This window comes from Candidatus Regiella endosymbiont of Tuberolachnus salignus (genome assembly GCF_964020115.1).
GTDB lineage: Bacteria > Pseudomonadota > Gammaproteobacteria > Enterobacterales > Enterobacteriaceae > Regiella > Regiella insecticola.
Window position 1 is genome coordinate 1,342,458 of the sequence record NZ_OZ026542.1, and the last position, 24,748, is coordinate 1,367,205.

At 43.0% G+C, this 24,748-nt stretch carries 24 protein-coding genes, 1 other RNA gene and 6 pseudogenes; 17 read left to right on the plus strand and 14 right to left on the minus strand.

Going from position 1 to position 24,748, the window contains the following annotated elements; all coding sequences use genetic code 11:
• The first annotated feature begins 304 nt into the window (after positions 1-304).
• Positions 305-3,031: a DNA mismatch repair protein MutS gene (mutS, locus tag AACL30_RS07030; RefSeq protein ID WP_339058149.1), complete on the plus strand. Its 2,727-nt coding sequence runs from the start codon at positions 305-307 to the stop codon at positions 3,029-3,031.
• A 150-nt stretch (positions 3,032-3,181) separates the two neighbouring features.
• Here mutS and bamD read toward each other — a convergent pair whose 3' ends face one another.
• Complete coding sequence (gene bamD / locus AACL30_RS07035) at positions 3,182-3,922, minus strand: outer membrane protein assembly factor BamD (RefSeq protein ID WP_339058150.1); 741 nt, start codon at positions 3,920-3,922, stop codon at positions 3,182-3,184.
• Between the two features lie 74 nt (positions 3,923-3,996).
• Positions 3,997-4,182, minus strand: coding sequence for a hypothetical protein (locus tag AACL30_RS07040; protein WP_339058151.1), 186 nt, complete (start codon positions 4,180-4,182; stop codon positions 3,997-3,999).
• 61 nt (positions 4,183-4,243) lie between these two features.
• Here AACL30_RS07040 and rluD point away from each other — a divergent pair, with 61 nt between their 5' ends.
• The 3 genes from rluD to AACL30_RS07055 all read left to right on the plus strand — a co-directional run bounded on the left by rluD (position 4,244) and on the right by AACL30_RS07055 (position 7,598).
• Complete coding sequence (rluD, locus tag AACL30_RS07045) at positions 4,244-5,221, plus strand: 23S rRNA pseudouridine(1911/1915/1917) synthase RluD (RefSeq protein ID WP_339058152.1); 978 nt, start codon at positions 4,244-4,246, stop codon at positions 5,219-5,221.
• A complete protein-coding gene (yfiH, locus tag AACL30_RS07050; protein WP_339058153.1) occupies positions 5,214-5,957 on the plus strand; it encodes a purine nucleoside phosphorylase YfiH in 744 nt (247 codons plus the stop codon). Before rluD ends, yfiH begins: the two co-directional genes overlap by 8 nt.
• A 390-nt stretch (positions 5,958-6,347) precedes the next feature.
• The gene (locus AACL30_RS07055) at positions 6,348-7,598 is read left to right on the plus strand and encodes a hypothetical protein (protein ID WP_339058154.1); all 1,251 of its coding nucleotides are present in this window, start codon (positions 6,348-6,350) and stop codon (positions 7,596-7,598) included.
• A gap of 67 nt (positions 7,599-7,665) precedes the next feature.
• Here the strand turns inward: AACL30_RS07055 and AACL30_RS07060 are convergent, their stop codons facing one another.
• From AACL30_RS07060 to zapA, 3 genes are all read right to left on the minus strand, one after another.
• Positions 7,666-8,301: a 5-formyltetrahydrofolate cyclo-ligase gene (locus AACL30_RS07060; RefSeq protein ID WP_339058155.1), complete on the minus strand. Its 636-nt coding sequence runs from the start codon at positions 8,299-8,301 to the stop codon at positions 7,666-7,668.
• Positions 8,302-8,332: 31 nt separating this feature from the next.
• Positions 8,333-8,516: non-coding RNA, 6S RNA (gene ssrS, locus AACL30_RS07065), on the minus strand.
• Between the two features lie 82 nt (positions 8,517-8,598).
• Positions 8,599-8,946 (minus strand): cell division protein ZapA, encoded by a 348-nt coding sequence (zapA, locus tag AACL30_RS07070; protein WP_339058413.1) that lies wholly within the window; start codon positions 8,944-8,946, stop codon positions 8,599-8,601.
• 246 nt (positions 8,947-9,192) lie between these two features.
• Here zapA and pepP point away from each other — a divergent pair, with 246 nt between their 5' ends.
• The 7 genes and pseudogenes from pepP to AACL30_RS07105 all read left to right on the plus strand — a co-directional run bounded on the left by pepP (position 9,193) and on the right by AACL30_RS07105 (position 15,909).
• Entirely contained in the window at positions 9,193-10,530 is a 1,338-nt protein-coding gene (gene pepP, locus AACL30_RS07075) for a Xaa-Pro aminopeptidase (protein WP_339058156.1), read from the plus strand.
• Positions 10,527-11,705, plus strand: a complete 1,179-nt coding sequence (gene ubiH, locus AACL30_RS07080; protein WP_339058157.1) for a 2-octaprenyl-6-methoxyphenyl hydroxylase — start codon at positions 10,527-10,529, stop codon at positions 11,703-11,705. The genes pepP and ubiH overlap by 4 nt, the downstream gene beginning before the upstream one ends.
• A gap of 243 nt (positions 11,706-11,948) precedes the next feature.
• A complete protein-coding gene (gene artP, locus AACL30_RS07085; RefSeq protein ID WP_339058158.1) occupies positions 11,949-12,677 on the plus strand; it encodes an arginine ABC transporter ATP-binding protein ArtP in 729 nt (242 codons plus the stop codon).
• Between the two features lie 45 nt (positions 12,678-12,722).
• Positions 12,723-13,460, plus strand: a pseudogene (locus tag AACL30_RS07090) (transporter substrate-binding domain-containing protein); the annotation flags it as partial.
• A gap of 36 nt (positions 13,461-13,496) precedes the next feature.
• Positions 13,497-14,213 carry an arginine ABC transporter permease ArtQ gene (gene artQ, locus AACL30_RS07095; protein WP_339058414.1) on the plus strand — a complete coding sequence of 239 codons (717 nt, stop codon included), beginning with the start codon at positions 13,497-13,499 and terminating at the stop codon, positions 14,211-14,213.
• Positions 14,213-14,881: an arginine ABC transporter permease ArtM gene (gene artM, locus AACL30_RS07100; RefSeq protein WP_339058159.1), complete on the plus strand. Its 669-nt coding sequence runs from the start codon at positions 14,213-14,215 to the stop codon at positions 14,879-14,881. Before artQ ends, artM (AACL30_RS07100) begins: the two co-directional genes overlap by 1 nt.
• A gap of 264 nt (positions 14,882-15,145) precedes the next feature.
• A protein-coding gene (locus tag AACL30_RS07105; protein WP_422389587.1) for an IS5 family transposase occupies positions 15,146-15,909 on the plus strand; the annotation gives its coding sequence in 2 pieces (ribosomal slippage) (positions 15,146-15,506 and positions 15,506-15,909; 765 coding nt in all).
• On the opposite strand, the gene AACL30_RS07110 is transcribed toward AACL30_RS07105, so the two are convergent.
• Complete coding sequence (locus tag AACL30_RS07110) at positions 15,896-16,621, minus strand: hypothetical protein (protein ID WP_339058160.1); 726 nt, start codon at positions 16,619-16,621, stop codon at positions 15,896-15,898. The genes AACL30_RS07105 and AACL30_RS07110 overlap by 14 nt on opposite strands.
• A gap of 141 nt (positions 16,622-16,762) precedes the next feature.
• Here AACL30_RS07110 and artM (AACL30_RS07115) point away from each other — a divergent pair.
• The 4 genes and pseudogenes from artM (AACL30_RS07115) to artM (AACL30_RS07130) form a co-directional block, all read left to right on the plus strand.
• Positions 16,763-16,852, plus strand: a pseudogene (artM, locus tag AACL30_RS07115) (arginine ABC transporter permease ArtM); the annotation flags it as partial.
• A 17-nt stretch (positions 16,853-16,869) separates the two neighbouring features.
• A pseudogene (locus AACL30_RS07120) lies at positions 16,870-16,962 on the plus strand (type II toxin-antitoxin system RelE/ParE family toxin); the annotation flags it as partial.
• Positions 16,955-17,257 (plus strand): helix-turn-helix transcriptional regulator, encoded by a 303-nt coding sequence (locus AACL30_RS07125; protein ID WP_339058161.1) that lies wholly within the window; start codon positions 16,955-16,957, stop codon positions 17,255-17,257. The pseudogene AACL30_RS07120 and the gene AACL30_RS07125, both read left to right, overlap by 8 nt.
• Before the next feature lie 139 nt (positions 17,258-17,396).
• Positions 17,397-17,489, plus strand: a pseudogene (artM, locus tag AACL30_RS07130) (arginine ABC transporter permease ArtM); the annotation flags it as partial.
• A 123-nt stretch (positions 17,490-17,612) separates the two neighbouring features.
• On the opposite strand, the pseudogene AACL30_RS16460 reads toward artM (AACL30_RS07130), so the two are convergent.
• The 8 genes and pseudogenes from AACL30_RS16460 to AACL30_RS07160 form a co-directional block, all read right to left on the minus strand.
• Positions 17,613-17,714 (minus strand): annotated as a pseudogene (locus AACL30_RS16460) (hypothetical protein); the annotation flags it as partial.
• Positions 17,678-17,839: a pentapeptide repeat-containing protein gene (locus AACL30_RS16465; protein ID WP_422389581.1), complete on the minus strand. Its 162-nt coding sequence runs from the start codon at positions 17,837-17,839 to the stop codon at positions 17,678-17,680. The pseudogene AACL30_RS16460 and the gene AACL30_RS16465, both read right to left, overlap by 37 nt.
• Entirely contained in the window at positions 17,836-18,381 is a 546-nt protein-coding gene (locus AACL30_RS07135) for a hypothetical protein (protein ID WP_339058162.1), read from the minus strand. Before AACL30_RS07135 ends, AACL30_RS16465 begins: the two co-directional genes overlap by 4 nt.
• A 187-nt stretch (positions 18,382-18,568) precedes the next feature.
• Positions 18,569-19,408, minus strand: a complete 840-nt coding sequence (gene potI, locus AACL30_RS07140; protein WP_339058163.1) for a putrescine ABC transporter permease PotI — start codon at positions 19,406-19,408, stop codon at positions 18,569-18,571.
• Positions 19,405-20,364, minus strand: coding sequence for a putrescine ABC transporter permease PotH (gene potH / locus AACL30_RS07145; protein WP_339058164.1), 960 nt, complete (start codon positions 20,362-20,364; stop codon positions 19,405-19,407). Before potH ends, potI begins: the two co-directional genes overlap by 4 nt.
• 4 nt (positions 20,365-20,368) lie before the next feature.
• Entirely contained in the window at positions 20,369-21,502 is a 1,134-nt protein-coding gene (gene potG, locus AACL30_RS07150; protein ID WP_339058165.1) for a putrescine ABC transporter ATP-binding subunit PotG, read from the minus strand.
• A 104-nt stretch (positions 21,503-21,606) separates the two neighbouring features.
• Entirely contained in the window at positions 21,607-22,698 is a 1,092-nt protein-coding gene (gene potF / locus AACL30_RS07155) for a spermidine/putrescine ABC transporter substrate-binding protein PotF (RefSeq protein WP_339058415.1), read from the minus strand.
• 216 nt (positions 22,699-22,914) lie between these two features.
• Positions 22,915-23,226, minus strand: coding sequence for a hypothetical protein (locus tag AACL30_RS07160; RefSeq protein WP_339058166.1), 312 nt, complete (start codon positions 23,224-23,226; stop codon positions 22,915-22,917).
• A gap of 141 nt (positions 23,227-23,367) precedes the next feature.
• On the opposite strand from AACL30_RS07160, the pseudogene AACL30_RS07165 reads away from it, so the two are divergent.
• Together AACL30_RS07165 and AACL30_RS07170 are read left to right on the plus strand one after the other, a co-directional pair.
• Positions 23,368-24,019, plus strand: a pseudogene (locus AACL30_RS07165) (3-oxoacyl-[acyl-carrier-protein] synthase III C-terminal domain-containing protein); the annotation flags it as partial.
• Positions 24,016-24,546: an NAD(P)-dependent oxidoreductase gene (locus AACL30_RS07170; RefSeq protein WP_339058167.1), complete on the plus strand. Its 531-nt coding sequence runs from the start codon at positions 24,016-24,018 to the stop codon at positions 24,544-24,546. The pseudogene AACL30_RS07165 and the gene AACL30_RS07170, both read left to right, overlap by 4 nt.
• Positions 24,547-24,748 lie beyond the last annotated feature (202 nt).

Here is a 24,748-nt window from a genome sequence, read left to right on the forward strand (position 1 = left end):
GGATCGTGGATGGGTAAAAATCATGGAAAGGCTCGATTTTAACGGATCTACGAAAGGGTTAGTAGAAAAAATTATCGTTGACCTATGAGCTGAAATCCCTTTAGGCTTTCTTTTATAGCCAAATCATTTTAATTTGATTTAAGTGTTGTTGTCGCTTGCCGTACTATTTGTACTGTCTGCGCTCCTCAGCCTTGAATCAAATTAAACTGATTCGGCTATTACCCTTCGCTTTATCTTCTTGAATGAGCATAAGAGATTTCCAACAGACCCTAAGAAGTCTAATAAATTTTAATGGAATAATAGCATGCATAAAAATGAAAAATTAGACGCACACACCCCGATGATGCAGCAGTATCTTCGTTTAAAGGATGAACATCCTGAAATATTATTATTTTACCGCATGGGTGATTTTTATGAGCTTTTTTATGAAGATGCTAAGCGAGCCGCAAAGTTATTGGATATTTCTTTAACTAAACGCGGCCAATCTGCTGGAAAAGCGATTCCTATGGCAGGGATCCCCTATCATGCTATCGAAAATTATTTGGCTAAACTGGTTCAATTGGGTGAGTCGGTGGCGATTTGTGAACAAATCGGCGATCCCAGCAGCTGCAAAGGTCCGGTAGAAAGAAAAGTCGTCCGCATTGTGACCCCTGGTACGGTCAGTGATGAAGCTCTATTACGAGAACGACAAGATAATTTATTGGCCGCAATTTGGCGTCAGGGCACGCAGGGTTTTGGTTATGCAACATTAGATATTAGTTCGGGTCGTTTTTTAATCACTGAACCCGCCGATAGGGAAGCCATGATGGCAGAATTAGAGCGTACTAATCCTGTCGAATTATTATATTCAGAAACATTTGAAGACATGGTGCTGATCGAACATCGCCATGGACTGCGACGCCGTCCTGTGTGGGAATTTTCACTTGAAACCGCACGACAACAACTCAATCGGCAGTTTGGCACACAAGATTTAAGCGGATTTGGCGTCGAACAAGCTCATTTGGCACTCCGGGCTGCCGGCTGCTTGTTGCAATATGTTAAAGATACTCAACGTACTGCGCTACCGCATATTCGAGAATTGATTATGGCGCGTCAACAAGACAGCATTATGATGGATGCCGCTACTCGTCGCAATTTAGAACTGACACAAAATTTATCAGGAGGCAGTGAAAATACCCTGGCCGCGATCTTAGATCACAGCGTGACGCCAATGGGCAGCCGGATGCTGAAACGTTGGTTACATATGCCAACGCGAGACAACAGCGTGCTCCTTCATCGGCAGCAAGCGATTCAGGAATTACAGCCAATAGCGACTAATTTACAACCGCCTCTGCGTCAGGTGGGTGATTTAGAACGTATATTGGCGCGATTAGCATTGCGTACAGCCAGGCCGCGGGACTTAGCAAGAATACGTCATGCTTTTCAACAATTGCCTGAAATTCATGCTTTACTCAAATCAAATATACCCACAGTCCTTGAAGTTGCCGCTAGGCGGCCAGGGGGTGAGACCGATGAGCGTAGACAACTACGTGATTCGGCGAACACTCGCAGCCAACAACGCGGCGGCTTCAAAGACGAAGGGTATAAAACGATTCACATACAAAATTTGCTATCACACATAGGGCAATTTGATGAATTGCTGGATCTGTTAACGCGAGCGATTGTTGATTCTCCTCCGGTATTAGTACGTGATGGCGGTGTTATCGCGCCAGGTTATAACGCTGAATTGGATGAATGGCGTGCATTGGCGAATGGCGCTACTGACTATTTGGATCAACTGGAGATCCGTGAACGGGAAAAATTAAAGATAGATAGCTTGAAAGTCGGTTTTAACGGCGTGCACGGTTACTACCTTCAAGTGAATCGGACACAGAGCCATCTTGTTCCGATACATTATGTACGCAGACAAACGCTCAAAAATGCGGAACGTTATATCATTCCGGAACTGAAAGAGTATGAAGATAAAGTACTCACTTCCAAAGGAAGAGCACTCGCCATTGAAAAAATATTGTATGAAGAAATTTTTGATTTGTTACTGCCCCACCTTCCGGCTTTACAATCTAGCGCTAGTGCTTTAGCTGAACTCGATGTGTTGACCAATCTGGCTGAAAGGGCAAACGTACTAAATTATGTTTGCCCGCGTTTACATGACAAATCTGAAATTACTATTACCAAGGGACGTCATCCCGTTATTGAAACCGTGTCAAAACAGCCGTTTATTAGCAACTCATTATTGCTTTCTTCACAACGTCGAATGCTACTGCTAACTGGGCCTAATATGGGCGGTAAAAGTACTTATATGCGTCAAACAGCACTGATTGTGTTACTGGCTTACATAGGCAGTTTTGTTCCTGCAGAACAGGCAGAGATTGGGCCAATTGATCGTATTTTTACTCGGATTGGCGCAGCAGATGATCTTGCCTCTGGCCGATCAACTTTTATGGTAGAGATGACTGAAACGGCAAATATTTTACATAATGCTACAGAAAATAGCCTGGTTTTGATGGATGAAATTGGCCGTGGAACCTCTACTTACGATGGCCTTTCCCTCGCCTGGGCTTGTGCCGAAGATCTCGCCCAGCGCATTAAAGCAATGACGTTATTTGCTACACATTATTTTGAGCTAACAAAGTTAGCAGACAATCTATGCGGGGTGGTGAATGTCCATCTTGACGCAATGGAGCATGATGACACCATTGCTTTTATGTACAGCATACAAGAAGGGGCAGCGAGTAAAAGTTATGGTCTGGCAGTGGCGACATTAGCGGGTGTCCCACGCCATCTGATACAGCGGGCGCAGCAAAAATTAAAAGAATTGGAATCTGTTACGCACCATACTCCCGCAAGCAACGATGGTGATCCACAATATAATCATGCGCCATTTAAAAAATATCAAAATAAGGCGTTACCAGCAGAGATCCCACTAGTAAAAGTAGCCCCGGCAATAGAGGCATTAGCCGGTCTAGATGCCAATGCACTCACACCTCGACAGGCTTTGGAATGGATATATCAGCTGAAGAATATGATTTGATCAATATATCCTTCGCCTTTCAGGCCACTGCGTTATTGGCTGGGGTGTTCGCCGAATCACGTAGTTATCTACACTCATCGGTCGGTCGCCCTGGCAGCCGAAGGCAACTTTAAGAACTGTGGGTATAAAACGAACTAATTAGCGATACTTTCACTCTCCGCCGACTGGATTCGCCGCGATCAATTTGGCGACTTGATCTGCTTGTTCGTTTAATTGCAACCGTTCATAGGCATTTTTCATCAAGGGTAAAGCATCGCGGGTTGCTTGGGTATCAGGGTAGTTCTGCATCATCTGTTCTATACGGTTAACAACGGCGACATGAGCACCCCGTTTAGTGTAGTATCGCGCGATATCCAGTTCATGTTTAGCGAGTCGATTCTTTAAATATAACAGCCGTTTTTGGCTGTCCGTAGCGTATTGGCTATTTGGATAATTTTCAATCAGCTGAGTGAAATCACGGAAAGCAGCAAGTGCATATATTGGATCACGATCTGAACGGTCAATACCAAAAAGGCCTTGTAGTGTACTGTCATCTAATGCCATATCGGTCAAACCACGCAGGTATAGCATATAGTCAATATTAGGATGTGTGGGGTTGAGACGCATAAAGCGGTCGATCGATACCAGAGCCATCGACAAATTTGCCGATTTGTAATAAGAGTAAATCAAATCAAACTGAACTTGTGATGAATACGCACTGAAAGGATAACGGCTATCTAAGGCTTCCAGCTGCGTAATGGCGCCCTGAAAGTTGCCATTCTGTAATTTTTGCTGAGCATCAGCGTAAAGTTCAGTAGGTGGACTGTCGGGAACGGTGTCGTTACTGTTGGAGCAGCCCGTTAACAATAAGCTCAAAATGGCGGTCGCGGCCAGATATTTCATACGTTTCATGACGTTTTATTATCCTCGGAGTGTTATTTTATTAAACTTTTTAGAACCTGTTCCAAATCTTCTTGAGCTACGCTCTACCCTTCGCCTTTGAAGTGGGAAGCCGCGCCCAATAGGGCAGGGAGCAGTCTCTGCAATAACTTATTATACCCTTCGCCTTTCAAGTTACGGCGGCGTTGGCTGCGGGTGCTCGCCGAATCACGTAGTATGTCTACGCTCATCGGTCTCACACCCTTGCCGCCTTGCCGTAACTCGAAATTCATTGGGTATATATTAAACGGCTTTGCCGTCAAAACCCAACGTTAACAAAAGAAGTCGCATATTATGCTACAAAAATTACAACTCAGCGCAACAGTCGCTGAATCACAACTTGGGCAACGTTTAGATCAAGCTTTGGCTGAATTGTTTCCTGATTATTCACGCTCTCGTATCAAAGAATGGATCTTGGCAGATTGCGTCCTCGTCAATGGTAAAAAAATTAACACACCCAAAGAAAGAGTACTTGGTAGCGAATCGGTCACCATTAACGCTGAAATCAAAGAAAATGTTCGTTCGATACCTCAACAGATCCCTTTAAATATTGTTTACGAAGACAACGATATTTTAGTCATTAATAAACCCCGTGGTTTGGTGGTTCATCCCGGTGCGGGCAACGCTGATGGTACAATATTGAACGCACTACTGCACTATTATCCTGCCATCAGCAATGTTCCACGGGCAGGTATCATTCATCGTTTGGATAAAGATACGACTGGCTTAATGGTGGTCGCTAAAACCGTCCCCGCACAAACCCATTTGGTGGAGGCGTTACAAGCACGTAAAATCACGCGCGAATATGAGGCGATTGCTATCGGTAACATGATAGCCGGCGGAGCAGTTGAAGAACCAATCGCTCGCCATGCCAGCAAACGAACACATATGGCGGTACATCCTATGGGCAAACCCGCAGTCACTCATTACCGCATTATGGAACATTTCAGAGCGCATACCCATCTTCGTTTACGTTTGGAAACAGGCCGTACTCATCAAATCCGCGTTCATATGTCTTTTATTAGACATCCGCTGGTGGGGGATCCACTCTATGGTAGCCGCGCATGTCATCCTAAAGGGGCATCTGATTCTTTTATCAAAATACTGCGCGGTTTTGATCGTCAAGCACTGCATGCCAGTATGCTCCGTTTAAAACATCCTATCAGTGGTATTGAAATGGAGTGGCGAGCTGCTTTACCACAAGATATCGTTGATTTGATCTCGGCATTACAAGCAGATAAAAAAATAGTCGACGAGCAAAAATATGGATGAAAATGGCTTAATTATTCCTGATTGGCCTGCCCCTGCCAACGTCAAGGCTTTTAGCACTACCCGCCATGGCGGGATAAGCTTATCTCCCTATGATTCGCTTAATCTTGGTCTTCACGTGGGTGATGTTGCTGCTAACGTCATTGCTAACCGCCAGCGCTTAATGGAGCAAATCAAGTTACCTAACATGCCAATTTGGCTAGATCAGGTGCATGGCATCAAAGTACTTAATGTGGGTAAAGAATGTGGCTTAGATCGGCGAGCAGACGCCGCTTACAGCCAGATCCCTGAACAGGTTTGTGCGGTGATGACCGCTGACTGCTTACCGGTACTTTTTTGTTCATTCGATGGCAGCGAAGTTGCAGCAGCGCATGCTGGATGGCGGGGGCTGTGCGCAGGGGTGCTTGAGAGCACGTTGAGGCAATTTCGTGCTAAACCTTCTACTATTCTTGCGTGGTTAGAACCCGCTATCGGGTCACAACAATTTATTGTCGGGGCTGAAGTCAAGCAAGCATTTACCCGTATCGATGCGCAATCTAGCCTCGCCTTTACCCCTCATGACAACGACCCTCAGTATTCAGCAAATATCTATTTATTGGCAAAATTACGGTTACAAAAAGCAGGTATTGAAGCGATTTACGGAGGAGGGCGTTGTACTGTGACGGAATCCCGCCAATTTTTTTCTTATCGGCGTGAAGGTATCACCGGGCGGATGGCGAGCTTAATTTATATCTGTTGATTTGGCTAATAGCCTATTCTGTTGGTTTATATACCCTTCGCCTTTCAAGTTACGGCGGCGTTGGCAGCTCGCACTCATCACAGTCATGTACTACCTGTACACTCCTGAGATTCGCTTGATTGCCGCCTTGCCGTAACTCGAAATTCATTGAGTATAGCCCCAACTTTAGTCGCGGTTTTTACTGTTTGGCAAGTTTTCCAAAAAAGTGCACTTTTAGCATTATGTTATCGCTTTTATCGGCGTAAAAGTTTAGCTTGATTGAGAGGTATTTATCTCCTCTGCGAATGCGTGGTAGTCCTCGTCTTTAACGTATTTCTTACTGCGGATATTTCTATGAAACATATTAATCTGAAAGAAACTTAATTTATTACAATTAATAGATATAACCAGATGCTCTCGAATATTACAAATTGTCTCCCCATTGGGGTAACGCCGCTAGAGCGAAACTCAATACAACTATCAGAGCTGATAAAACGACTTGATTCTGTAAGAGCATCACCCATTCAATTAAAACAAGTACCAACCCCACTAGAAAAACCACTGACCCGATTGGAACAATCACTAATTTCAGAAATACTTGAGCTATGTCGAAAAGCATTTGAATTCATTGCTGAGAATAAAATACATAAAAGAATTGAAAAGAGTATGGCAGGAGTGAAAATAGCTACGCTTGTTGCTACAGATCTAGGGGGTGAGATATCCACTCTAGGCCCAGCAGCTATGGGATTTGTTGCAGGATGGTTCAGCCTCGACTACATACCGGAGATAATAAAGCAAATAGAAAAAACAGCCTGTAGTTTGAATCAACAACATTTACATGACCCATCATTACAGCTTTTTTTGGCATCAATATCAGGAATGGCAGTCGGTAACCTCGTTTCTGCTCTAAGTGGCGCTAAAAAGCACAGTATTGAGATTGCATCGGTTTTAGGCAGCCTATACGGTAGTTTAGGAGCAATAACAGGGGATCAGGCAAAATATATGGAAATCATTACTTCTGTTAGTATTGCTCTTGGTCTTATAACAAGTTATTCCACATTAAAACCCTTTGGTCTGACTGGTCACTTTAAAATAAATACACTAAAACTTGATCCCAGTTCGTGGATTAGGCTAGCAGCGACCATAATCGGTTCGGTTGTTGGAACACTACTGGCCAAACCTGGAGCGAGTGGTGAGATTAGTAAAGCAGCAGCAGAAGGTGCTATTCGAGGCGAACACACCCGTCTAGTGGTGTATTGTATTATGGTGTTATCTTCAGGTTCACGCTCTGTTGCCGCCGCTGCCACCGTCGCCATATTTCTGCTAAGACATTACCACACAGAATGGTCCAACTATTTCAAAGAACTGGCCGAATCAGCTATCAATAAAACAATAAATTCGGAATTCCTTCCGGCATTTTTTAAAAAAATAGCCCTTTATTTTGAAAACAACCCCCTCTCCCCATTCGAAAAAAAATTCATAAATGAAATAATATATTCAGCATATGATGTATTACCCATTGCTTTTTCTGCTACTACTGCTGGGTATAAAGGATGCTCTTTGACTTTTTTATTTTCAATATTTAACGCGGTAGATAAAGCAACCGAGGGACAGTTACAGCAAAAAATAGATTATTTGACTTGGCCACTTTGGGATAAATGATGGGATCTCAAGAATGGTCAATGGCCTGCATCAAATACCGAATGATATAGCCGAATCAGGATCCGCGTCACTCAGTAGGTTTCGCAAGAGGTCTAATAAATGGGTTTTTAAATTGCCAAACTTGGGCAGGGGTGATGACTTCAGGCAGTGGAATATCCCAATCTTCAGCCACCAGCTCATCGACTAACTGACAGTCATGCGCCAAGCCAATAGGATAAAAACCGCTTTGTTGCCAATATTGCAAGGTGCGATCATAAAAACCGCCGCCTCGTCCCAAACGCCTCCCTTGACGATCAAATGCCACCAAAGGGGTGAGAATAATATCTAATTCTGCTAATGGGAGCACAGTGCGTACATCTAATTGAGGCTCAGGGATCTTGAAACGATTAACAATCAGTGGTGTGTTGGCATGGTAATGCAAAAATAAGAGATGACCCTTTCTGAAAGGATGTAAAACAGGGAGATAAACCTGTTTTTGTAGAAACCAAAGTTGTTTAATCAGAGGTTGAGTCTCTATCTCGCCATCACAAGAAAGAAAAACAGCAATATTCTTGGCGTGCTGGATTTTTTCATGATTAATCACTCGTCGAGTGACCATTTTTGCTGCAAATTCTTGCTGTTCTGGCAAAAGCGAAGCGCGCCGCTGGCGCATCTCAGACCTGATCTGCTGGCGTAATAAAATCTGCTGCGCGTTTAGCGTCATAAACGAATTGTTTACAAATAGATGAAATGAAGGGGTCTCCGAGATGCCGCTGTAGGCGGTAACCCTTGAACCAAGGGTTCAAGGCGAACGTAACGCCATAACCTTCAGGCTTCTCATTAGTACCGAGCATGCGCACAGGTAACGAGTCATCACATTCTTATTAGCATAAATATCGGCTCAGGGGATTGGCCCACTGGCAAACATCTCAGAGAATTTTTTTATGTACCACCGAAATCTATCACTCGACAGTAGACCTCTTTCGAAACTTACTGCGTGACAAAGGGTCTAGTATTTTATTCAAGTTGCGTGTTCCAGCGATTCAGCGATACAATTTTGATTCGGTAAAGCTTGTTCAATAACCTGTTGGAGCAATCTGATACGTTGTTCCATTTTATTTAAAAACTCAGCCTTTTTTATGTTTTCTTCACGCATTTTCTTTGTTTGCTGAGCAAGTTCATGACAGAGATTCAAAGCCGCGGTCAGCGCTAAACATTCCGTTTTATTGACCTTAGTACGATTTCTGAGATCATGCAATCGTTGTTCAAGATCTGCCGCCGCTGTATTTAACGCATCTTGTTGTTCTGGAGGACAATTAACTCTAAGTGAACGTCCAAAAATTTGAATATCTACTGGTTGTGCAGACATGTCACCTTCCTGCCTAATATACCCTTCACCCTTGAAGCCGCCGCGTTGTTGGCTGCGGGTGCTCGCCGAATCACGTAGTCTATCTACGCTCATCGGTCGGTCGCCCTGGCAGCCGAAGGCAACTTCAAAGACGAAGGGTATATCTTTGTGCCAAATTTCCAACACTAGAAACAAAAGTATATCACAACATCATGTATCGCTTTATTCAACACAATCTCATTAATTAAAAAATTTCAAGGCAACGTAATGACGCAACAAGAATACCAAGAACGTCGCAAAAAACTGTTGGCTAAAATGGCAGACGGCAGTATCGCCATTATTTTTTCCGCCCCGATCCTATTCCGCAACAATGACTGTGAATACCCTTACCGTCAGAACAGTGATTTTAGTTATCTAACCGGTTTTTATGAGCCAGAAGCTGTATTAATATTAGTCAAAAATAGCGCAATTAACAATCAATGCGAATGCATGCTGTTTAATAGAGCGCGTGATCCTGCCACTGAAATTTGGTCTGGGCGCCGTTTAGGGCAAGATCGCGCCCGTGATGAATTAGGCATTGAGAAAGTTTACCGTTTCGATGAATTTGATCAACAATTACATTTGCTGCTGAGTCAGCATGCGATCCTTTATCATGCATTGGGACAATATGTGTATGCTGATCAAATCCTATTGACGACATTAGAACGCTTACGCCGTGGTTCACATGCACCATCAACATTAATTGACTGGCGTCCGCTACTGCATGAAATACGTTTATTTAAATCACCAGAAGAAATTGTTCTCATACGTCGTGCTGGAGAAATCAGTGCAAAAGCGCATCTACGTGCAATGAAAAAATGTCGTCCAGGGATGTTTGAATATCAACTCGAAGGTGAAATACAGCACGAATTTATCCAAAATGGCGCCCGCTTTCCTGCTTATAATACGATTGTTGGTGGTGGCGATAATGGTTGCATTTTACATTACACTGAAAATGAATCTAATCTACGTGACGGCGATTTAGTGCTAATTGATGCGGGATGTGAATATCAAGGCTATGCTGCTGATATCACTCGTACCTTTCCGATTAATGGTAAATTTAGCCCGGAACAACGGGCACTTTATAATATTGTGTTGGCATCAATGAATACGGCATTGGCGTGGTATAAACCCGGTATCAGTATTGGTGAGGTCAATGAACAGGTAACCAGGATCATGATCACAGGTCTCGTTGAATTGGGGATCTTACAGGGTGAAATTGAATCATTGTTAGAAAATAAAGCGCATCGCCCTTTCTTTATGCATGGCTTAAGTCATTGGTTAGGAATGGATGTTCATGATGTTGGCGATTACGGCGAAAATAAGAATCGAAAATTGGAAAGCGGCATGGTGTTAACCGTCGAGCCCGGTCTGTATATCGCCGCCGATGCGTCTGATGTTCCAGCAGAGTATAGAGGCATCGGTATTCGTATTGAAGACAATATTTTGATCACTGAAGCTGGCAATGAAAATTTAACGGCAGGCGTTGTAAAAGAGGTGGATGATATTGAAAGGTTAATGGCATCCGCAGTTGACCTATACCCAATGAATTTCGAGTTACGATGATTATTATTGTTGGGGCGGGGATGGCAGGCGTCACCTTAGCATTAGCCATTTCATCTTTAAGTCATGGCAAAATTCCGATTGCTTTAGTGGAAACGCTTTCGCCCGATAACACAAGTCATCCTGGCTTTGACGCTCGGACGATTGCTTTGACACAAGGAGCCTGTCAACAATTAACCGATCTAGGCATTTGGCCGACGCTGGTGGATTGTGCGACCGCGATAACGCACATTCAGGTGAGTGATCGGGGTCACGCTGGTTTGGTTAATTTGTCGGCTGAAGATTATGGTATAGCGGCACTGGGGCAGGTTGTTGAATTGCCTGAAATGGGTAAACGGTTATTTTCGCTATTGGCGCAAGCGCCCGGCGTTAGCTTATTTTGCCCGGCCAAAGTGGTCGAAGTGACAAGAACAGAGAAAACAGCTACGGTCACTTTAGATAATGGGCAGCAATTAGTGGGTAAATTACTGGTTGCTGCCGATGGCTCTGGTTCATTATTGGGTCGTGCATGTCACATTCAGTGGCAACAGCAGGACTATCAACAGATAGCCGTTGTCGCCAATATTATGACGGAAAAAAAACCGGCAGGATGGGCTTTTGAACGCTTTACTTGTTCTGGCTCCTTGGCGTTATTACCGATGTCACAACAGCGCTGTTCACTGGTTTGGTGTCATGATGAACGGGATCGTGAACAGGTGGGTAATTGGTCTGATTCTCGTTTTTTATCGGAATTACAACAAGCTTTCGGCTGGCGCTTAGGAAAAATATTACAAGTGGGCAAGCGGTATAGCCATCCTCTGCATTTATTGACTGCATCGCGTCATATTAGCCATCGCGTCGCATTAGTGGGGAATGCGGCGCAAACATTACATCCGATTGCTGCTCAAGGATTTAATCTCGCCTTGCGGGATGTGATCGCTTTATCTAACAGCATTGTGCAAGCCGTGCAGGCGGGTGTCGATCCGGGAGCATATCGGGTTTTGAGTGAATATGAATCAGGGCGGCATCACGATCAGCAGGCAACCATCAAGGCGACGGATGGTTTAATTCGTTTATTTGCTAATAATGACTTCCCTTTGGTTATCGGGCGTAATCTGGGTTTACTTGCCATGGCACAGATACCCTGCATGCGGCATGCCTTTATTCGGTATGCGTTTAAAAATGCGATAAGGCGTTAGTGTATCTATGCGTCGTAGCCTGTAGATTGATTATAAATACAGGCTCTTAAGAGCTTCTCTGTCTAGCGCTTATTATTTTCGTGTAATCCTCATCTGTTTCCCCAATAAGTATCTTTATTATTTCCGTGTGATGTTTATCCTTTGCCCAATTTAGTGGCGCTCAATTTATAATTGGCTTTCAGGTTGCATAATCATTTTATGATCGTTATGATTTTGACATGATTAATTATTTAAATTTTTAGCATGAATATTCAACTTGAAGCGATTAATTGCTACTACGGCTCACAGCAAGCCTTGTTTGACATCAGGTTAAGCTGCTCAGCGGGAGAGACCGTGGTTTTGCTGGGGCCAAGCGGGGCGGGCAAAAGCTCATTATTGCGTGTGCTTAATCTGCTAGAAATCCCTCGCTCAGGATCACTTCAGATCGTCGGTCAGCAGTTTGATTTTAATCAACTGCCACCGGTTAATGCGATCCGTCAATTACGTCGCCAGGTTGGTATCATTTTTCAACAATATCACCTTTGGCCTCATCTCACCGTCATGCAGAATTTGATTGAAGCCCCGCGCCGCGTATTGGGGCTAGCAAAAACGCAAGCCGAGGATCGGGCAGAAAAATTGCTGACACGTTTACATTTGACTGATTTTGCTACCCGCTTCCCAGCGCATCTTTCAGGCGGACAGCAGCAACGGGTAGCGATTGCGCGCGCATTGATGATGGAGCCACAGGTGCTGTTATTTGATGAGCCGACGGCGGCATTAGATCCTGAAATAACAGCACAAATCGTCAGCATTATTCATGAGCTGTCTGCCACCGGGATCACGCAGTTTATTGTCACTCATGAAGTCGAGGTGGCGCGCAAAACGGCCAGCCGCGTCGTTTATATGGAAAAAGGCCGTGTGATCGAGCAAGGTGATGCGAGCTGTTTTACGCGGCCGCAGACTGAAGCCTTTGCACATTATCTTTCACACTAATTTCCACATTATCTTTCACACTAAATTTATCTTTAGAGATGAGTGATGAAAAAATTAATCATTACAGTATTTTTAATCAGTATCAGTTTTTCTATTTATGCGCTCGATACAGTGCGTTTTGCTATGGAAGCCTCGTACCCCCCTTTTGAATTTGTCGGCAAAAATAATGAAATACAGGGTTTTGATGTTGATTTGGCTACCGCCTTGTGCAAAGAAATGCAAGTAAAATGTACTTTCACCAACCAAGCGTTTGATAGCTTGATCCCAAGCTTAATATTTAAGCAGGTTGATGCCGTTATTTCGGGGATGGATATTACCGCAGAACGTTTAAAACAAGTCGCCTTTACCGAGCCTTATTATGAAAATTCGGCATTATTGATTGCCGAAAAAAGCAGGGCTGAAAAAGAAAAATTAACCGATCTCGCTGCACTCAAAGGTAAACGTGTTGGTCTGCAAAACGGCTCGACACATCAGCGATTTTTACAGAAAAAGCATCCAGAAATCATGGCACTTCCTTACAGCAGTTATCAAGATGCGGTTTCAGATCTAAAAAGTGGTCGCCTAGATGCCGTATTCGGTGATACCGCTGTTATCAATGAATGGCTGAAAAACAACGATAACCTAACTCAAATTGGAGAAAAAATAACCGATGCCGATTATTTTAACCAAGGATTAGGGATCGCCGTGCGTCAAGAAAATACCGCATTACTGAATGCATTAAATGCAGCTTTGGTAAAAGTGAAAAAAGAGGGAGCCTATCAAGCGCTTTATAACAAATGGTTTAGCGCAGACAATAATCAGGCCAAAGGGAGCGTATTAATCAATGAATTGCCTTCTTTAGCCCAAGCGAGCCTGGTTACCATTAGCCTTGCATTATGTGCCTTAATTTTCGGTTTAGTGCTGGCGGTATTGTTTGCTGTTTTGGAGTCTTCCGGCGGGAAGCTCTGCGGCTATCTTACGAGCAGTATAGTGACCCTATTGCGTGGCTTGCCTGAAATTTTAGTGCTGCTCTGTATTTATTTCGGCTCGTCTCATTTATTAATGCTACTCGCCGATGGATTTAGCCTAAATTTTTATCTGTTTATATTACCGGTTAAATTTGATCTTGGTACCGTTGATGTCAGCCCTTTTTTATGCGGTGTTATTGCCTTGGCTTTACTCTACGCGGCTTATGCTTCGCAGACATTACGCGGCGCGCTGAAAGCGGTGCCAATCGGGCAATGGGAATCAGCGCAAGCGCTGGGGTTGAGTCAAAGTCGGATTTTTTTTCGGCTGATTATGCCGCAAATGTGGCGTCACGCCTTGCCTGGATTAGGCAATCAATGGCTGGTATTGTTGAAAGATACCGCGTTAGTGTCGCTTATTAGCGTCAACGATTTGATGCTACAAACTAAAAATATTGCCACTCGTACGCAAGAGCCCTTCACTTGGTATTGTATTGTCGCGCTAGTTTATTTGGCCATCACCTTATTGAGTCAATATCTGATTAAGTTGATTGTGATGCGTACCACGGCCTTTGAGCGGAGTGCTGGCTGATGATTGATTATTTATGGCAAATAATGACGGGGTTATCTACCAGTTTAACGTTAACCATAGTGTCACTCTCGCTAGCGTTAGTGTTCGCATTATTGTTTACGTTGATATTGGCTCTGAAAACGCCCGGATTAACGTCTTTCGTTAAAATTTATATTACGTTGTTTACTGGCACGCCCTTATTAGTGCAAATTTTTCTTATTTATTACGGCCCCGGGCAATTTCCCTCAATCCAACAGTATCCCTGGCTTTGGCATACGCTGTCACAACCCTGGCTGTGTGCGATGATTGCATTAGCGTTAAACAGTGCCGCTTATACCACCCTATTGTTTTATGGCGCAATACAGGCCATTCCGGCAGGTCAATGGCAATCTTGCGCTGCATTAGGGATGTCATCGGCGCAATCGATGAGAATTTTATTTCCTTTCGCGATTAAACGATCGCTTTCTTCCTATTCGAATGAAGTGATCTTGGTGTTTAAAAGCACGTCGCTGGTTTATACCATTACTTTGATGGATATCATGGGGCAGAGCCAAATGTTATATGGCCGCACCTATGATGTGATGGTCTTTGTCGCAGCAGGGATAGTTTATTTATCGATTAACACCTTATTAACGCTGTTAATGCGCTGGCTAGAACACCGCGCTTTGGTTTTTGAACAGGTGGTTTAAAGCCCCCGGGTGAGGTGGGGGGAAGCTTTTTGATAACGGATCCAAAATCGTTATAAATGCTTGTGCTATTCAGATCACGCTACACTTAGCCTGCTTCGGGTATTGGCACCACTCTGGGTGTTGGCCTCACATAAATGTAAAAATCGATAAAATCATATGAGCCAGTAGGAACTAAGTAGTGTCGTCACGTAATAAAAAATATATTATCATGTAACAAATAACGACAACTGTTGAGATGATTCAATAATGAAAGATGATTCGGGAATGAATTTAGCCCATCGCCGCCACGATATATCCGATCATGTTTGGAGCCTATTGGAAGCTCATCTCCCGGGGAGAAAAGGCACTTGGGGTGGCATAGCCAGAGATAACAGGCAGTTTATTAATGCTGTTTTCTGGATATTGAGAACCGGCGCTCCCTGGCGTGATTTACCGCCTGATTATGGCGGTTGGAAAAATACTCATCGCCGGTTTTGCCGCTGGCGTGACAAGGGGCTATGGGAGTCTCTGCTCGAAGCGCTGATTGTGGAGCCAGATTTTGAATGGCTGATGATTGATGCCACTCATAGCAAAGTTCACCCTCATGCAGCAGGCGCAAAAGGCGGTAATCAGGATATGGAGCGCACAAAAGGGGGCTCAACAGTAAGATACATCTGGCCGTGGATGCGCATGGTATGCCGGTCAGAATTTTTATTACATCAGGTACCACAGCAGATTGTCAGCAAGCAACGAATTTAACCAAAGGTATTGCAGCAGAATATCTGTTGGCTGACAAGGGCTATGACAGTGATAACATCATTAAAAAAGCAGAAGAAGCCGGCATGCAAATCGTAATACCACCTAAAAAGAATCGTAAAATTCAACGTGAGTACGATAAAGCGCTCTACAAGCATCGACATCTCGTGGAAAATGCTTTTCTGCACCTAAAGCGCTGGCGAGGTATTGCTACTCGTTATGCAAAAAATACCTCCTCTTTTCTCGCTGCTGTACAAATACGATGCCTTGCTCTATGGCTCAAGATCTCATGACGACACTATATAGTTCAACTTTTATAGCTTTTAAACCAAATTCATTTAATATTCGTTGTGTTGATTTTCCATTGGGCGTTTCTTCCAAGAAAACACGTAGGAGTTCCTCTCCTGATTTACCTTCTGTTTTCTTTAGCGTGATAGGGTTCGTAACCTCTTTTCTTATTATTAAAGAAGGGACTATTCCGATAAATTTATTTTCTTTTGCTATCTTTGTTTCTTGAAATACCGCAATATCACTTGCATGAAATGGCTCAGAACTTTCTCTTGAATTATAGTTAAATGACCATTTTCCTGGTTTATATTCATTTATAAATAAGGATGGTTCAGTCTCTGATGAAATTGTATATTTGTCATCTTCAAATTTTTTATGTGTGCATTTTTCACTATTAAAATATTTTAATTTACTTTCGTCGAGTGTCGGATGAGCTCTGTTGCTACGAAAGGCCATTCTTTCCTCCGTTGAATGCTCTAAACTAAGAAATATGGTTCTTTCTTTTACACGGGGAGGATTTTCAATCTCAAATACTTTTGCGTAAGGTTGCTTGGGAGTGTTTCCAGTCTTCTCCAGCTTTGCGTTGATTAATAGTGTGCTACCTTTAATCTTTTTAATAGTCGTCATTACCCATGTGAATGGACGAAATCCTAGGCAAGATATTTTCATAATAACTTCTTTTTTATTTTTTATATAATCACTATTTTTAAATATCATTATTGTTTTAAATTCCAGATAATACTAAATGTAACAAGGTTTAAAAAATATAAAAAAACGCCCATACAATAATTTAATAATATTGAAGAAAATAGAGATTATGATTTGTTATTTATAAAATAATGATGGCGCTGTCTAAAATTAAGCTCGATTTTTAATGAAGTGATACTGGTGTTTAAAAGTATTTTGCTTGTTTATACCATTACTTTGATGGATATCATGGGGCAAAGCTAAAATGTTATAGCTATTTACAAAAGAAAACGCAGAAAACGCCAAAACAGGCGCTTGAGCTGGCCAATCAACGAATGAAAGAAATTAAACGGAGGCTTAAAAATGTCTAACAACGATTTTGATATTATCCCTTTTGCTGAAGCTAAGGCTAACATTTTGAAAAATCCAGCTGTATTTGAAGCCTATAATGAGATCCAAATTCGTAAAGTTTTGATGAAACAGCTTAAAGATGCACGTAAAACACTCCGTTTAACACAGAAATATATCGCGCAAAAAATTGGTACTCAGAAGCAAAATATAAGCAGGATGGAAAACGGCGGCACTGTGCCTAATTTGGTTACACTAAGTCGTTATGCTGCCGCACTCGGGGGGAGATTCGTATTTCAAATGCCATTTCAACAATAGAGTGCTTCCTGCGTTAAAATTCAGTGTCTATCCGGTGTGCTAATCCTCCGTGAGGCCGCGTCCTCGCTATCAGCACCGATGTTCTTTGTGCCCATACATCACCTGATTATCTTAACGATGGTGGTTTTTTATTTCCCTGGCAGGAATAGTTTATTTATCGATTAACACCTTATTAACACTGTTAATGCGCTGGCGAGAACGCCGCGCTTTGGTTTTTGAACAGGCGGTGTAAAGCCCCCCAGGTTTAGGTGGGGGGAAGTGTTTTGATAACGGGTTTAAAATCGTTATGAGTGGGGCTTAAACCCTGTTTTCTTTTACAAATTGATGGCTCTTGACCAAAACATGCAAAACCATCTTACCTCCAGGCGACAGGTAGTATTTTATCGATGATGCTAGGAAAATCACGTTTGGCTTTCTTGATCATACGTTCGGATAAGGTCTTAGTACAGGCATAAGCTGCATCTGAGCCCCCCTCAGGTCAGTCTCTACCATGTAAGCCCTACTCAGGTCAGCCCCACTAAAATCAGTCTTTCTCAGGTTAAGCCCATTCAGGTTAGCCCCACTCCAGTTAAGATTATTCAAGTATCTTTTTTTTCATCTGTGCACGAGCGGATCCCTTTATCAATACCAAGGTAGAAATCATTGAAAGAAAGTGGTGCAATGGGATTATCGCGGTGAGTAACAAACAGAGCAGACGCTGAATCTGCTCTACGCAGCCCTGAGTCTTGAGAAGCCACTGATGCCGTTCTACGAAATTCTAATTCTTTGCTCTGTAAAGAAGGCAAAGAAGATATTGAGTCTGTTCTACGTAGCTCTGAATCTGTGCTGCTAGGCCTTCTAGAAGAGGGATGGTTTGCTTGCGTATTGGTTGTCAATTTTTCAAGTTCTTTTTGAAATTCAAGGGTTTCGAGTAATTTTGCTACATCTCTTGCATTCGAATTTATCTTCAATCTTTCCTTTTTTCTTTTCACTTTATTATCAATTATTTCTTTAAGATTGCTCACCTTCTGTATCCCTTTGACGGTTGATAACTCGCCTTTATTTTTTGGATTTACAAGATAGGAAAGCTTACTCTTAATATATTGACTTGAATTATGTGATATCAAAAAATTTAAACCACACATAATAACCTCTTTTTTATTCTTTAATATGATCAATAATTTTAAATACCATTATTGATTGAAATTTCAAAGAATATTAAAGGCTAATAGAGTTAAAAAATATAAAAAAACACCCATACAATAATTTAATAATATTGAAAAAAATAGAGATTATTATTTTTTATTGACGCCATAATAATAGCGCTTTTTATTATTGACGCGCAGCTCTACGTATTTCACGTAAACGTTGTTTTTCGACGCGCGACATAAACCACCAACTTATTAAACCAATAATACCGACCACTAACAAAATTAATGTCGCTAATGCGTTGATTTCCGGATTAACGCCCATTCGCACGCTGGAAAATACTAACATCGGCAAGGTGGTCGCCCCGGGTCCGGCGACAAAACTGGCGATCACCAAATCATCCAATGAGAGCGTAAAAGCCAGTAACCAACCGGAGATCAGTGCCGGGGTGATCATCGGAACCGTGATGACAAAAAATACTTTTAGCGGGGGGGCGCCAAGATCCATAGCCGCTTCTTCAATAGAGCGATCTAATTCACGTAGGCGTGAGCTGACGACGACCGTAACATAAGCGGTGCAAAAAGTGACGTGCGCTAACCAAATGGTAAACATCCCGCGCTCCGCCGGCCAACCAATGGCGTATCCCATGGCAACGAATAACAGCAATAATGCTAGACCTGTTATTACATCTGGCATCACCAAAGGCGCGGTTAACATAAAAGCAAAACCGGTCGAACCACGAAAGGCGCCAAATCGCACCATCACCACTGCCGCTATGGTGCCAAGGGCGACAGCCATGGTGGCAGATGCCGCTGCTATCGTCAGGCTAAGACTCACTGCGGAAATCATCGCCGAATCATGAAAAAGTTCTGTGTACCAGCGCGTTGACCAACCCGCCCATACGGTCACTAATTGCGAGCTGTTAAATGAATAAATCACCAGCATTAACATAGGCGCATACAGAAAGGTATAACTGAGCAGTAAGATCATATAACGCCATGTTAAAGACACTGAATTGTTCATCGTCTCGCTCCTATTTCCTTATTTTGATATTTATGAAACCACAGTATCGGCATGATCAGCAGAATCAACATCACTATCGCCACTGCGGAAGCTACTGGCCAGTCACGATTATTGAAAAATTCTTGCCATAGAATACGCCCGATCATAATACTGTCGGGGCCGCCCAATAATTCAGGAATAACAAATTCACCGACGGCAGGAATAAAAACTAGCATTGAGCCGGCAATAATTCCGCCTTTGGTGAGTGGCATCATCACATGAAAAAAGGTTTTTAATGGCTTAGCGCCGAGATCTAATGCTGCTTCTACCAATGAATAATCTAATCGAATTAATGCGGTATAAATAGGTAATACCATAAAAGGCAGATAGCAATAAACAATGCCAATATAGACCGCCAAATTAGTATGTAATATCACCAAGGGCTGGTCGATAACGCCTAACCATAGTAAAAAATTATTAACAATACCATTGCTCTTTAGAAGACCCATCCAGGCATAAACGCGGATCAAAAATGAAGTCCAAGAGGGTAAGATAATCAATAATAAAAGAATATTACGGTTGGAAGGCTCGCAACGAACAATCGCCCAAGCCAACGGATAACCGATCAATAAACAACATAGCGTTGAAATAGTGGCTATTTGCAAGGATTGTAAATAAGCATCGAGGTATAAGCGATCATCGAGCAGTTGCAGATAATTACCCAAATTCAGGGCAAAAGTCAGTTTTCCATCTAGCCAGCTCACTAAATCAGAGTAAGGGGGAATGGCTCTGACCATTTCTGCCAGACTGATTTTAAATACGATCAGAAAAGGCAGCATAAATAAGAAAAATAGCCAGAGATAGGGCAATGCTATCACTAGCTTACGGCCATGTGCTATTTGCCAACGCTGCCACAGTGCTTTCGCTGAGGTAAGCATCAATAATAGTGCCGATTTGTTCGCAGGATCTGATGTCATGATATTAGCTCCCCAGAACGACACAGCTACCCACTTCCCAACATAGATGAATCTCATCGCCCCAGGTTGGCATGCCTTTGCGGTAACGATGACCATTTTGTAATTGAGCGCTGATTATCTGACCGCTGTGCAGTTTGACATGATAGATGGAGAGATCGCCGAGATAAGCGATGTCTACCACTTCTCCGATAGCAGAATTACAGTCATCTTCTTTTACAGTGGTACATAACATAATTTTCTCTGGACGCAGTGCGACCAATACTGGCACGCCGTCAATGACAGAAGCATCAGCAGGGACTTTGAGCGCATGGAGCAATCCAGGGCTTTGAATCAGTAAGCCATCTTCTTGTTTATCGATCAATAAACCTTCAAAAACATTTATCGAGCCAATAAATTCAGCACTAAATCGGCTATTGGGATGTTCATAAATTTCTTCTGGTTCACCAATTTGTACAAATTTACCCCGATTCATAATAGCGATCCGTCCGGCCATGGTCATCGCTTCTTCCTGATCATGCGTCACCATGACGCAGGTGGCGCCAACGCGCTCTAAAATATCGACCACTTCTAATTGCATCCGGTCGCGTAATTTTTTATCCAACGCCCCCATCGGCTCATCCAGCAACAATAATTTAGGCCGTTTGGCTAAACTACGCGCCAGAGCGACACGTTGTCGTTGACCCCCAGAGAGTTGATGTGGTTTACGTTTGGCAAATTCTTCCATATGGACTAACGTCAGCATTTCGGCGACCCGCGCTTTAATTTCTGATGTCGGTAGCTTGTCTTGCTTCAAACCAAAAGCAATATTTTGCTCCACCGTCATATGCGGGAATAACGCATAGGACTGAAACATCATGTTAATCGGTCGCTGATAGGGAGGCACATGTGATAAATCTTGTCCATCAAGCACGATCTGTCCTTGCGAGGGTTGTTCAAAGCCCGCGAGCATACGTAATAATGTGGATTTACCGCAACCCGATGCGCCTAACAGGGCAAAAATTTCGCCTTTATAAATGGTTAAATTGACATCATCGACAGCGGCTTGGCCATCGAAGAATTTAATCAAGTTACGGATTTCCAGCAAAGGCGTAAAAATTTTTTGCGACTTCGGTGGCAGGCGGACAATAACATCGTTCACTCAGTGAATGCTCCCTATCAGTATGTTTAGTGTACATTGCGGTTTCTGCGCTTTGGGTGCCTTGAGCTAACGCAGTTCGCTACGGTTATACAAGAAATCTATTATTATTTACCGCTTTTAACCTTAGTCCAAGCGCGTGTAATGATCCGATCTAATTTTGCTGGATGTAGTTTTAATGTGAACATGTTGGCGCGGATATCTGCCGGCGGGTAGATCCCCGGATGATCTCGCACTTCAGCCTTTATCAGTTGCGTTGCTTGTTGATTCGCATTAGCGTAGTAAACATGATCACTGATATTGGCAATGACATCGGGTCTCATCAAATAATTTAGGAATTGATAAGCCTCTTGCGGATGCTTGGCATCTGCTGGCATGGCAAATACATCAAAAGTCACTAAAGCGCCTTCTTTTGGAAGGCTGTAGGCGATATTGACCCCATTATTAGCTTCTTTTGCTCGGCTCGCCGCTTGTACAATATCGCCATTCCACCCCACGGCGACACAAATATCTCCATTTGCTAGGTCATTAATATATTGAGAAGAATGAAAATAACGAATACTGGGGCGCAATGTTAATAATAGCTTGGTGGCAGAGCCTGTGTAGTCTGAAGCCAGCTGACTGTTTGCATCTTTGCCTAAATAATGCAATACGGTAGCAAAAATTTCACTCGGCGCATCGAGAAAAGAAACCCCACAATTTTTTAATTTGGCTAAATTTTCAGCTTTAAGCACTAAATCCCAGCTGTTAGTAGGTGCATCATCACCTAATGCTTGTTTGACTTTTTCAACGTTGTAACCGATACCGGTAGTATTCCATAGATAGGGAATGGCAAACTGATTATTGGCATCGTAATTAGCGACCAGTTTTAGCAGTTCTGGATCAAGATTTTTATAGTTGGGCAGCGCCTTTTTATCCAAAGGTTGAAACACTTTAGCTTCCAGCTGGCGCTCGAAAAAACTGGCGGAAGGAACCACTAAATCAAAACCCGTACTACCGGCCATCAACTTGCCATCCAACACTTCATTAGAATCAAACAAGTCATAAATTATCTTAATGCCGGTTTCTTGTTCGAAATTAGCAAGGGTGTTGGGTGCAATGTAATTAGACCAATTATAAATATGTAACGTTTTTTTCTCAGCTAAAGCGGAGATCGATACCACCATTAATAACCCAGCGATAATACGCCATAGCCCCATCCAACCCTTTTTGTATTTATTAGATGAATATCGATAACTTTCCGTCATGACATGCCCTCTGAGCTGATGCAAAATTTCTGATGTTCGCTAATCACCGACAAAACGGCATAGCTTACGAAATATTTCTGCTATAGCCAAATCATTTTAATTTGATTCTGCGTTGTCGGCGCTTGCCGTACTCTTTGTACTGTCTGTGCTCCTCCACCTTGAATCAAATTAAAATGATTCGGCTATAAGCGCTATGATCAACTTTATCTTAATTGTATTACACCCTTCGCCTTTCAAGTTTGTGGTGGTCAAGTAAAATTGGCCAGTATCTTGCGTTCCTCCCAGTACACCCGCTCTATACCGTTCGCCTTTGAAGCCGCCGCGTTGTTGGCTGCGGGTGCTCGCCGAATCACGTAGTCTATCTACGCTCATCGGTCGGTCGCCCTGGCAGCCGAAGGCAACTTCAAAAGCAAACGGTATACTCATTGCTACTTTGTTAAGCCATAACGAGAATGCTGTATGATTTTTGTCTTTCATCATGATATAGAACTCTCTAGCCAGGGCTATAGCTGTACAGAGTTCCGGCACTGATTCACAGACATACGGGGTGAAGAAATCTTATTAACCGCAGCATTCCATCCAACGGGTAACGCCATCAATTTTGATAATGAAGCCATTTTTTTATCACTGAGCTGTTTAAGCTTTATCACCGCTCTACAAGTTGCGGCAAGCTTGCTTAATACCGCTACCTATAAGCGCATTGCCATTGTTTCTACCGAAATGCCCTCGCGGGGGATTGACTGGTCGGATGAAGAGTCATCACTGATACTTGGTGATGGTGCAGCCTGTGCCATCGTGGAACGAGGTGATGGCAACAGTGGCATCTGCTCTTTTTTACTGGAAACTTATCCAGCAGGTAATGAATTTTGCGAGGTACGTATTGGTGGTTACCGTCGTAACCCGCGCGTGGGGCTGGACGATAGTGATTTTTTTTCCAGATGCAGGGTAAGCAGCTTATTCGACAAGTTTCCCCTCTGATTAAAGAATTTTACATTCGTTTATTATCTACCAGTGGTTTCACGCATGAGGATATCACTGCCGTAATCCTCCATCAGACTAGTCGGGTCGGGCTAACGCTGATGCAGAGGGAAATGAATATTGCTCAAGAGAAAGTTATTGATATTTATCGTCACAGAGGAAATCAGGTTGCCGCATCAATTCCCTCTGTGTTGCATGAAGCGTCAATCACAGGTCGGTTACTCCCTGGCAAACCGGTAGTGCTATTTGGTACTGCGGCAGGTCTTTCTCTGGGGGGATGGTGTTACTACCATGAAAATACTGGTTATGGGCGCTACCAGTGGATTGGGAAGAAGCGCAGTGGAATGGCTGCTACTGCAAGGATATCAGGTTCATGCCTGTGGGCGAGACACCTTGGTTAGAAAACAGCTCAATAAGCTAGGTGCTCAATTTACCCCATTGGATTTGGCTAGAGCAACAGCTGAACAATTTCATTCTTTAGTTAAAGGATGCGATATAGTCTGGCATTGTGCTGCGAAGTCTTCACCTTGGGGAAGTCGCGCCTCATTTTATCAGGCAAATGTGGTGGCAACAGAAAAACTGGCGAAAACCGCCGGTAAAGAACGAGTAAAACGATTCATACATATATCAACCCCCTCGATTTATTTTGATTTTCAGAGCCATCACAACATAGAAGAAAGTTATCGCCCAAAAAAATTTGTTAACCACTACGCGGAAAGTAAATTTATTGCCGAGCAACGGATTGGACAAATACTGCCAGATTATCCAGGAACTACCTATATTATCTTGCGACCACGTGGAATATTTGGGGCGCATGACTGAGTACTGTTACCTCGCATCCTTTCACAGCTAAAAAATAATAATGGCATATTGTATTTGCCACGGGCAGGTCATGTTTATGTTGATCTTACTTTTGTATTGAATGTGGTTCATGCCATGGATATTGCCAGCCAAAATAAACAGCTCATTTCTGGAGTGGCATTCAACATCACCAATCACCCGCCGCTTTATCTTGCCGACATAT

What these genes read in the sequence shown, in the direction of transcription:
- mutS (WP_339058149.1), top strand. Translation starts at nt 305, where the DNA reads ATGCATAAAAATGAAAAATTAGACGCACACACCCCGATGATGCAGCAG.
- bamD (WP_339058150.1), bottom strand. Translation starts at nt 3,922, where the DNA reads ATGAAACGTATGAAATATCTGGCCGCGACCGCCATTTTGAGCTTATTG.
- AACL30_RS07040 (WP_339058151.1), bottom strand. Translation starts at nt 4,182, where the DNA reads ATGAATTTCGAGTTACGGCAAGGCGGCAAGGGTGTGAGACCGATGAGC.
- rluD (WP_339058152.1), top strand. Translation starts at nt 4,244, where the DNA reads ATGCTACAAAAATTACAACTCAGCGCAACAGTCGCTGAATCACAACTT.
- yfiH (WP_339058153.1), top strand. Translation starts at nt 5,214, where the DNA reads ATGGATGAAAATGGCTTAATTATTCCTGATTGGCCTGCCCCTGCCAAC.
- AACL30_RS07055 (WP_339058154.1), top strand. Translation starts at nt 6,348, where the DNA reads ATGCTCTCGAATATTACAAATTGTCTCCCCATTGGGGTAACGCCGCTA.
- AACL30_RS07060 (WP_339058155.1), bottom strand. Translation starts at nt 8,301, where the DNA reads ATGACGCTAAACGCGCAGCAGATTTTATTACGCCAGCAGATCAGGTCT.
- zapA (WP_339058413.1), bottom strand. Translation starts at nt 8,946, where the DNA reads ATGTCTGCACAACCAGTAGATATTCAAATTTTTGGACGTTCACTTAGA.
- pepP (WP_339058156.1), top strand. Translation starts at nt 9,193, where the DNA reads ATGACGCAACAAGAATACCAAGAACGTCGCAAAAAACTGTTGGCTAAA.
- ubiH (WP_339058157.1), top strand. Translation starts at nt 10,527, where the DNA reads ATGATTATTATTGTTGGGGCGGGGATGGCAGGCGTCACCTTAGCATTA.
- artP (WP_339058158.1), top strand. Translation starts at nt 11,949, where the DNA reads ATGAATATTCAACTTGAAGCGATTAATTGCTACTACGGCTCACAGCAA.
- artM (WP_339058159.1), top strand. Translation starts at nt 14,213, where the DNA reads ATGATTGATTATTTATGGCAAATAATGACGGGGTTATCTACCAGTTTA.
- AACL30_RS07110 (WP_339058160.1), bottom strand. Translation starts at nt 16,621, where the DNA reads ATGATATTTAAAAATAGTGATTATATAAAAAATAAAAAAGAAGTTATT.
- AACL30_RS07125 (WP_339058161.1), top strand. Translation starts at nt 16,955, where the DNA reads ATGTCTAACAACGATTTTGATATTATCCCTTTTGCTGAAGCTAAGGCT.
- AACL30_RS07135 (WP_339058162.1), bottom strand. Translation starts at nt 18,381, where the DNA reads ATGTGTGGTTTAAATTTTTTGATATCACATAATTCAAGTCAATATATT.
- potI (WP_339058163.1), bottom strand. Translation starts at nt 19,408, where the DNA reads ATGAACAATTCAGTGTCTTTAACATGGCGTTATATGATCTTACTGCTC.
- potH (WP_339058164.1), bottom strand. Translation starts at nt 20,364, where the DNA reads ATGACATCAGATCCTGCGAACAAATCGGCACTATTATTGATGCTTACC.
- potF (WP_339058415.1), bottom strand. Translation starts at nt 22,698, where the DNA reads ATGGGGCTATGGCGTATTATCGCTGGGTTATTAATGGTGGTATCGATC.
- AACL30_RS07160 (WP_339058166.1), bottom strand. Translation starts at nt 23,226, where the DNA reads ATGATGAAAGACAAAAATCATACAGCATTCTCGTTATGGCTTAACAAA.
- AACL30_RS07170 (WP_339058167.1), top strand. Translation starts at nt 24,016, where the DNA reads ATGAAAATACTGGTTATGGGCGCTACCAGTGGATTGGGAAGAAGCGCA.